The sequence below is a fragment of the Erythrobacter sp. genome (genome assembly GCF_038133525.1).
In the GTDB taxonomy this organism is placed as follows: Bacteria; Pseudomonadota; Alphaproteobacteria; order Sphingomonadales; family Sphingomonadaceae; genus Qipengyuania.
This window is the reverse complement of record NZ_JAYPTL010000086.1, coordinates 1-8,523: the sequence shown is the minus strand read 5'-3', so window position 1 is coordinate 8,523 and position 8,523 is coordinate 1. Positions and strand designations below refer to the sequence as shown.

The following is an 8,523-nucleotide window of genomic DNA, read 5'->3' as shown; positions in this document are numbered from 1 at the left end:
GCTCAGAGCCTCTGTTCCGGTTGCGATGACCTTTTCTGCGTCGGGCGCCCAGAATGGCGAGTGCAACGAGGGTAGCGTTTTGCCCGTCCGTGCCGCCTCGGCGATCACCTCGGGCCGTTCTCCGCCAACCCACAACATCACCGATTGGACGTGCTCGGGATCAGCGCGGCGATAACGCGCAAAGTCTTCCCCCGGCATGATCGGCGGCGCGCTTTCGACGCGGTCCGGGCCGAAACGCTCGACCAATGGTCCAACGACCTGGGCGGTAAAGCCCGGTTCGTTGATCAGCGAGGGCGTGAAACCCTCGCCAAAGCTGACCTCCGGCATCAATTCGGCTGGAATCCCGGATGCAATGGCCTCACCCGCGACAATACGTTTGATCCCTTCGATCAGCCGCGCGCGCTGCTCGTCAGTGAAACTGCGTACGGTAAGTTGGAGGTGCGCGTTATCGGAGATGATGTTGTAGCGCGCGCCGGCATGGAAGCTCCCCACCGTCACGACGGCGGGTTCGATCGGATTGTTCTCGCGGCTGACCAACGTCTGCAGTCGCATCACGATCGCACTCGCCAGCACGATCGGATCCTTGGTCGTATGCGGCGCAGCACCATGCCCGCCAATGCCCTTCACGATGATATCAACGCTGTCGACATTGGCCATGGCAGGGCCACTGGCATAGGTGATCTTGCCCGCAGGGACTCCTGCCAAGTCATGGAATGCCAGCGCATAGTCGGGCTTGGGAAAGCGGGTGTAGAGCCCATCATCGAGCATCGCCTTCGCGCCCTCACCAGTCTCTTCCGCCGGCTGCCCGATCATCACCAGAGTGCCCGACCACTCGTCCTTGCGAGCGGCCATCTGTCGTGCGGTGGCGATCCATGCGGTCATGTGCGTGTCGTGGCCACAAGCATGCATGATTCCTGTCTCGCCGCCTGAAGGAGGAATTCCGCGTTGAGTGCTGGCGAAGGGCAAACCGGTCTGCTCGACCACCGGTAAGGCGTCCATGTCTGCGCGAATCATTACGGTCGGCCCGGGTCCATTTTCGAGCACCGCCACAATGCCCGTCCTGCCGACGCCTTCAGTGACCATGAACCCTGCCGCTCGCGCGGCATCCGCCATCACCTTGGCGGAACGAACCTCCTGGAAACTGAGCTCAGGATGCTGGTGCAGGTCCCGGTAGATCTCCATCATCGTCGGCATATCCGCCGCGATTGCCTCGCGCAGATCGTCCGCCATTGCAGGGGTTGCCGATAGTGCGGCTAGGATAGCGATGGCAGTCAGGCTCGATTTGGACATTCGCTCGGATCTCCCTAGGCGATGGAACACATGGAACACTGTCCTTGTGCAGAAATCATGCCGATCCCGCAGGGCCGGCTTCTCCCCACGGTCTTGCAGAAGCGGGAACGGTAGGAAAGTCCTACAGGCCGTAGGTCACGACCAGCGTAGCAGAGAGTACAGCGACCATCAGCAGCACCAGCGGGACGCCGGTGCGGATGTAATCGCGGAATTCATACGATCCCTCTGACATGATCAGCATATTGGTCTGATAGGCGATCGGCGTAGCGTAGCAGAGGTTGCAGCCGAATAGCACAGCCAGAACCATCGGCTCCGGCGGGAGACCAAGCTTTGCCGCGATGGCGAAGGCGATCGGCGTTCCAACCGTTGCCGCAGTCGCATTCGAAGCGAAGTTGGTGAGGAAGGTCACAGAAAGCATGACTGCTGCCAAAGCCGCCGCTGGCGAAAGATACTGAAGACCCGATGCCATGACAGTGCCGATCCAATCAGCCGCTCCGCTGTCGAGGATGATCTTACCCAACGCAATGCTCGCCGCGACCAGCACTATCACCCGGCCAGAAAGCGCGCGTCCAACCCTATCGAACTTGACGCAACCGGTGACGAACATGACGATCGCCCCTGCCAGTGCAGAGATCGCGATCGGCACAAGGCCGAACGACGCCACGGCAATGGACCCAAGCATGATCGCACCTGCCAACACCGCCTTTGAGCGACGGGGAAGCTCTCTCATCCCTTCCAGGGTAAGCAAGCTATCGGCAGAAGCAAATTGTTGCAGATCGTCGGGCAGGCCCATAACGAGCAGCACATCGCCTTCGAGGATGCTCAGGTCCCCGCTATCGTTGTATCGCTCCTTCTCACCGACCAGTCGTTCAGGCCGGTGCGTGCCAATCACCGCAACACCATAAAGATCGGCAATACCCGAGCCTGGTAGCGACCTGCCGACAAGGCGCGAATCCGCCGTCACCGTCATCTCGACCACAGCAATATCGATGCCGCTTTCGTCTGAGCGGCGCTTGATGCGGTCAAGCACCCAACTTGGAGCGGTGTCACCGCGCAGGATGCGCGCGGCCTCTTCAATGACCTCGTGCGTCCCCGACATCCGCAGTCGTTGATTAGGCCGAATTAGACCAAGCGGAACGTCGCTAAAGGTGACCCCGGCGGGAAGGCGCTTGATGACCTCTGAGAGTTCGCGACCATTGAGAATAGAGTTCTCCGTGATCCGTAGGCGGGTTTCGAAGCATCTCTGTTGCCCAACGTTCTCGACCCGGTTGTCACCCAGCATTCGCGGCATGACCAGCCAAAGATATGGCAGAGCAAACAACGCGGTGACCAGCACGATCGGCGCGAAATGGAACACGCCCATCTCCCGCAAACCAAGATCAACCGCGATGGAGACAACAAGTATATTGGTCGAGGTACCAATCGTCGTAGCCATACCGCCGATCAGGATTGCAGCATTGAGCGGGATCAGTGTCTTCGACGCCGCCATGCCCCCACGCGCGGCCAACTGAACGAAGATGGGAAGCAACAGCACCATGACCGGGGTGTCATTGACCCCCATCGATAACAGCAACGCTACGATCAGCGAGACGAGCAACCCCAGTTGACCGTTGATCTTGAAAACACGCTCCAGAAAGCGTGCCGCCGGCTCAAGCGCGCCAGTAACGACCAGGCCACGCCCCATGATCATCAGGGCACAAATGGTTATGAGCGCGTAATGACCGAAGCCGGAGAAGGCGAGAACAAGCCCGTCGGTCGGCTGCGTATCCGGCAGCGGAAAGAAGTACAGTCCAACCGCGATGACCGCGATCGTCAGCAGGGAAATGATTTCCACCGGCATCCGACCGCGGGCAAAGGCGACGAACATTGCGATCGTTACCGCCATAGCGGCGATCGCGTGATAGGAAGGCAGCCCAATCATTCGCGCAGGGGAATTTCAAACCTCGACGCGAATGACAAGGGTTTTGCTGGTTCTTACGCCTCTTTGGCGGTCAGCAGGCTGAGTGCAAACAGCGCGGCGACCGCGGTGCCGGCAGCACCTGCCGGGAACATCCAGCCATCACGATCCAGCATTGCCAGGAAACCTATTCCAACAGCTGCGACACCCGCCAAGGCAGCAAGTCCGCCGAAGATACGGGCCAAGCCCGCTCCGCTTCGGGCTGCGACGCCACCAATGCCAAGCGCAGCGAGTCCAAGCAGCAGTTTCGCGAGGAAGTAGAAGAAGAAGGCACCGCCAAGGATGGTGGCGAACAGATTGGGCACGGTCTCGTGTGCCTCATAGGCTGGCCCGAACATCGACAGGCCCATGGCAATCTGAAGCATATTGAAGAGGCCGGAAAGGGCAACCAGCGACCACAGGTGTGCGCGCTGAGAGTCGCGGATAGCCAATGTGATTCCCGAGACTGTGATGCCAACAAAGGTCAGCAGTTCGACAAGCCAGGTCGCGGGGCGAAGCGGGGTTTCATCACCCGCCGCCGAAACGACGGTGATATAGAACACCTGTGTCGCGACGGTAACGAGCAGAAGGATGGCAAGGGTGCGCATCGCACCGCGTGTAGTTTCAAGCATTGAGGACCCCTCTCGAAGACGTGTTATCGAAGGGAGTTCGCACGCCAATGCAGAAGGTTACAGCATCCGCACGCAATGTTGGTACCCCTGGCCGGACTCGAACCGGCACTTCGTAAGAAACTCGATTTTGAGTCGAGCGCGTCTACCAATTCCGCCACAGGGGCACTGCGTCAGGAGCGCGGGAGTTAGCCGCGCATGCTCAAGCCTTCAAGGCACTTGCGAGCAATTTATGCAGCTTTGAATGCAGGGCATCGTTTGCAGCGAGTACTTGGCCCGAATGGATCGGTGCTGACCGGCCGCGGAAATCGGATACGAAGCCACCTGCTTCGCGCACGATCAGGCACCCTGCAGCGGTATCCCAATCATTGAGCCCGCTCTCCCAAAAGCCATCGTACCGGCCTGCCGCAAGCCACGCGAGGTCAAGCGATGCGGCGCCGTTGCGACGAATTCCGGCAACTTGCGGACCTATCGCCGCAAAGATTCTGGTCCATTCGCCAAAGTCACCGTGCCCCTGGAACGGAATGCCGGTTGCAACAAGCGCCTCGGGCAAGCGACTGCGCGCGGAAACGCGCAGGCGACCATCATGCAGCCACGCACCACGCGATTTCTCTGCCCAGAATGTCTCGTCGGTGATCGGGTTGTAGATCACGCCTGCCACCACATCGCCCCAGCCGGAGCCATCCAGCTTGGGTTCCTGTGCGGCGATCGAGACCGCAAAATGCGGAATACCATGGAGGAAATTGCTGGTTCCATCGAGGGGGTCGACGATCCAGCGCGGCTTGCTGGCGTCACCTTCGATTATGCCCGCTTCTTCCATCACGAAACCCCAATCTGGCCGGGCGGCCAGCAGTTCGTCGTAGATGGTGCGTTCGGCCACGCGATCAGCCTTCGACACGAAGTCCGCCGGGCCCTTGCGGCTTACCTGCAAGTGTTCGACTTCGCCGAAGTCGCGGCGCAAGCGACCACCCGCCTTGCGTGCGGCCTTTTCCATCACGCGGATCAGTCCGGAGACAGCTGCCATGAGAACTCTCTTATTCGGTCAGCACGCGGATAGAGCGTGCTTGCAAGTGGATGGCACCCCATTCGCAGTCCATATCGAACCTGGTGCCTTCAATGTTGAACGATCCGATCGCGAACCGGCGACCGGTACCCGCGCCATCTTCTGCGCGCTCAAGCGAAAGCTTCGATATGCCTGCAAACTTGAGCATGCCTGGATGGAAGCAATACGCCTCGCCTTCGCCCGGCTCCTCATAGTCGGGGTGCGCGGGATCCAGACAGAAATCCATTTCCAGTGCGAGTTCGTCATCGTTGATCACGACGCTCAGCAAAACGCTGTTCGCGATATCGATATTCTCGAACCGGCTGGCAATGGACCTGCCCATCGGATCAGTTCGCCTTACCTACGTAGGTCTGTTCGTAGACGTCGACGACGATGCGCGTGCCGCTTTCGATATGCGGCGGAACCATGATGCGCACGCCATTATCCAGGATTGCGGGCTTGTAGCTGGACGAAGCGGTCTGCCCCTTCACCACAGCGTCGGCTTCGACGATCATCGCTTCGATCTGCGCGGGCAGCTCGACCGAGATCGGCTTTTCTTCCCAAAGCTCGAGCGTCACCTGCATACCATCCTGCAGGAACGGGCGTGCATCGCCCAGAAGATCGCTCGGCAGAGTGATCTGTTCGTAGGTGTCGTTGTCCATGAACACCAGCATCTCACCGTCTTCGTACAGGAACTGGAATTCCTTGGTATCGAGACGCACGCGCTCGACCGTGTCGGCACTGCGGAAGCGGACGTTGGTCTTGCGGCCGTCCTGCAGGTTCTTCATCTCGACCTGCATATAGGCCCCGCCCTTGCCCGGCTGGGTGTGCTGAATCTTGGCGACCTTCCAGATGCCGCCTTCATACTCGAGAATGTTGCCCGGACGGATGTCCACGCCGCTGATCTTCATGGGAAGCTACCTTCGACTTGTAAAAGAGCGAGCCGCCCTTGCTAAGCAGGCGGCGTGATGCGGGGCGCGCCTTAGCCGAGAGTACCGCGCTCGGCAAGGCGAGTGGAAATTCCAGGATGGGATTGCTATATCAATCCTCGGACGGAAACGATGAAAACACTGAAATTGCTCATTCCGCTCGCTCTTGCGGCGGGCCTAAGCGCCACACCGGTTGGTGCCCAGGGTCGTATCGGCCTGCTCGACCAGGGCCATTACGTCTGTGCCTTACCAGGCGATGCGACAGGTTCTGCGTGGATCGAACAGGAGGGCAAGGCCTTCGCCATAACCGGCGGTTCGAGCTATCGCACCGATCGAGGAGCCGGCACATATCTCCTCGAAGGCAAGCAGGTTACCTTCACTCGCGGTCCATTGAAGGGGCTGACGCTTCTCAAGCTTGGTTCGGGGTTGCTGCAAGAGAGGGGCAAGGACGGAAAGCTGTCGCGCCTTCGCTGCCATCGCACGGGCCCATTGAGCAACTGATCGCTAGGCGGCTCGCATAGCCTCGGCAAAAGCAGCGATCGCCGCAGCTTCATCACCGTTCCACACCGCCCCAGACACGGCGAGAAAATCTGCCCCCGACTTGACCAGCGGCGCGCAGTTCGCAGGCGTGATGCCGCCTATCGCGACACAGGGTATCTCGAAAAGCGTAGACCACCATTCGAGCATCTCAGGATCGGGTCGATGTTCCGTTTCCTTGGTGGTCGAAGGGAAAAAAGCGCCGAAGGCAACATAATCGGCGCCCGCTTCGCCTGCTTCCATCGCCAGGTGCTTGGAGGCATGGCAGGTTACCCCGATCTGGGCCTCGCGCCCAAGCTGCGCCCGCGCATCCTTCGGGTCGCCGTCATCCTGCCCCAGATGCACCCCGTCAGCGCCAATTCGTTTCGCCAGTGCGATCGAGTCGTTGACGATGAATGCCACATCCCGGGCCGCGCAAATCGCCTGGAGTGGCGCCGCCAATCGCGCGGCTTCGTGCTGGTCCATGCCCTTCACGCGAAACTGGAAAGCGGTCACGAGCCCTGCCCCCGCATCGAGTGCACGTTCGAGACGTTGTGGGAATTCGCCCGAAACATTGAGCGGCGAGATGAGGTAGAGCTGGCAGTCGGTCATTGGCGCGCTTCGTATCCTTACCAAAGCCATTCGTCGATATTCAGATTGGCGCAAGGCAGACGAGCGCTAACTTTCTGCATGACCCAGACCCGCTTCGCGATTGCCGCGCTCGCCCTCGCATCCCTGCCGTTAACCGGATGCGTCGTGATACCCGATGCGCCAATCACCGAAGGCAAGCCCATGTCCGAAGGTACCGCCGTGGCCCTGCGCGTGCCGGTAGTCGTAGGCGACGTCGTGGCGACACCGATGAAAGTCGTCGAAGACAGCCGCTGCCCGGTCAACGCGCGATGCGTCTGGGCCGGGCGACTGATCGTCGAGACTCGCATCGACGGTGCCGGTTGGCGCGACACGGCCAATATCACCTTGGGCGAAAGCTACGGGACCCACGATCGTGTCATTCGTCTCGTATCGGGCGAACCGAACAAGACGACCGATCGCGAGGTCGATCCCTCAGAGTATCGCTTCACCTACGAAGCGGGCTGGAGGGTGGCCCACAACTAGCTCAGGCAACGCTGGCGGCGTGGATCTGATCGATTGCTGCTGAAAGCGTGCCATCGAACTCGGTATCGCTTTGCTGGTGGCGCAAATCCTGCAGCAGGCCGCGACTGAAGCTCGCAATCATGCCGGGGTTCTTCGCCAACTCGGCACAAGCTTCATCTGTCGAATAACCACCCGAAAGCGCTACGACTCGCAGCACCTTGGGATGGCTGGTCAGCCCTGCATAGAGGCCAGCATCCTTCGGAATGGACAACTTGAGCATGATCTGCTGGCCATCGGGCAAGGCACCGAGACCTTCCTCGATCGCCGCCAGCATGATCTTCTCGCCTTCCGACCGGTCAGCGGCGGTAATGTCATACTCGGGCTCAAGGATCGGTACGAGGCCGCAGGATAGGATACGCGCACCCTCTGCGAACTGCTGGGCAACGGCTTCCTTGATCCCGCGCGGATTGGCCGACTTGATTACCGAACGCATCTTGGTGCCGAACACACCCAATTCACGCGCACGGTTGCACATGGTCTCAAGGCCCGGATTGGGCTTCATCAGCTGGGCACCATCGCGCTCGTCTTCCAGTCCCTTGTCGACCTTGAGGAAGGGGACGATACCGCGCTCGGCCAAGCGATGCGGAACCGACTTGCCACCGCTTTCGCCATCCATGGTCTTTTCGAACAGGATCGCACCGATGACCTTGCCGTTGCCGAAGCAGGGGCTCTCAATGATCCGCTGGCGCATCGCGTGGATCAGGCCGAACATTTCTTCTTCGGTGGTCCAGGCACCATCTTCGATGCCATAGCCTTTCAACGCTTTGGGGGTCGAACCGCCGGACTGATCGAGCGCCGCAATGAAGCCCTGTCCTTCGGCAACCCGCACCTTCATTTCGTCGAAAGTCATCAAAGAATCCCCGTGTGCATGCATTCGTATGCGCGGCCCCTTAGCCAAGCGCCTTCGCACTCGCAACCGGGCCTTCGGACTTTTGCCTGAACCGGTCTCAGTCTCGGCGTACTTTGCGGATGATTCCGTTGAAACTCAGGACCGGCGCGCCATCCGCGCGGACCATGCCGACGACATAC

10 protein-coding genes and 1 tRNA gene are annotated in these 8,523 nt (G+C 60.1%); 2 read left to right on the top strand and 9 right to left on the bottom strand.

The genetic code is table 11. The annotated features are described in order from the left end of the window. From AAFM29_RS15680 to efp, 7 genes are all read right to left on the bottom strand, one after another. The coding region (locus AAFM29_RS15680) for an amidohydrolase (protein ID WP_341713718.1) at window positions 1-1,290 on the bottom strand (1,290 nt) is incomplete at its 3' end. Window positions 1,291-1,411: 121 nt separating this feature from the next. After that, a complete protein-coding gene (locus AAFM29_RS15675; RefSeq protein ID WP_341713717.1) occupies window positions 1,412-3,211 on the bottom strand; it encodes an SLC13 family permease in 1,800 nt (599 codons plus the stop codon). Window positions 3,212-3,264: 53 nt separating this feature from the next. Next, window positions 3,265-3,858 carry a hypothetical protein gene (locus AAFM29_RS15670; protein ID WP_341713716.1) on the bottom strand — a complete coding sequence of 198 codons (594 nt, stop codon included), beginning with the start codon at window positions 3,856-3,858 and terminating at the stop codon, window positions 3,265-3,267. Between the two features lie 79 nt (window positions 3,859-3,937). Then, window positions 3,938-4,022: transfer RNA gene (locus AAFM29_RS15665), tRNA-Leu, on the bottom strand. 35 nt (window positions 4,023-4,057) lie between these two features. Beyond that, entirely contained in the window at window positions 4,058-4,879 is an 822-nt protein-coding gene (locus AAFM29_RS15660) for an inositol monophosphatase family protein (RefSeq protein ID WP_341713715.1), read from the bottom strand. A 10-nt stretch (window positions 4,880-4,889) separates the two neighbouring features. Beyond that, complete coding sequence (locus AAFM29_RS15655) at window positions 4,890-5,240, bottom strand: hypothetical protein (RefSeq protein WP_341713714.1); 351 nt, start codon at window positions 5,238-5,240, stop codon at window positions 4,890-4,892. Window positions 5,241-5,244: 4 nt separating this feature from the next. Further along, window positions 5,245-5,808 carry an elongation factor P gene (efp, locus tag AAFM29_RS15650; protein ID WP_341713713.1) on the bottom strand — a complete coding sequence of 188 codons (564 nt, stop codon included), beginning with the start codon at window positions 5,806-5,808 and terminating at the stop codon, window positions 5,245-5,247. 150 nt (window positions 5,809-5,958) lie between these two features. On the opposite strand from efp, the gene AAFM29_RS15645 reads away from it, so the two are divergent. Continuing rightward, a complete protein-coding gene (locus AAFM29_RS15645; RefSeq protein WP_341713712.1) occupies window positions 5,959-6,327 on the top strand; it encodes an elongation factor P in 369 nt (122 codons plus the stop codon). 3 nt (window positions 6,328-6,330) lie between these two features. On the opposite strand, the gene thiE is transcribed toward AAFM29_RS15645, so the two are convergent. Next, window positions 6,331-6,954 (bottom strand): thiamine phosphate synthase, encoded by a 624-nt coding sequence (gene thiE / locus AAFM29_RS15640; protein WP_341713711.1) that lies wholly within the window; start codon window positions 6,952-6,954, stop codon window positions 6,331-6,333. Between the two features lie 78 nt (window positions 6,955-7,032). Here thiE and AAFM29_RS15635 point away from each other — a divergent pair, with 78 nt between their 5' ends. Next, the gene (locus AAFM29_RS15635; RefSeq protein WP_341713710.1) at window positions 7,033-7,455 is read left to right on the top strand and encodes a hypothetical protein; all 423 of its coding nucleotides are present in this window, start codon (window positions 7,033-7,035) and stop codon (window positions 7,453-7,455) included. A gap of 1 nt (window position 7,456) precedes the next feature. Here AAFM29_RS15635 and AAFM29_RS15630 read toward each other — a convergent pair whose 3' ends face one another. Continuing rightward, complete coding sequence (locus AAFM29_RS15630; RefSeq protein ID WP_341713709.1) at window positions 7,457-8,344, bottom strand: fructose bisphosphate aldolase; 888 nt, start codon at window positions 8,342-8,344, stop codon at window positions 7,457-7,459. Between the last annotated feature and the right edge of the window lie 179 nt (window positions 8,345-8,523).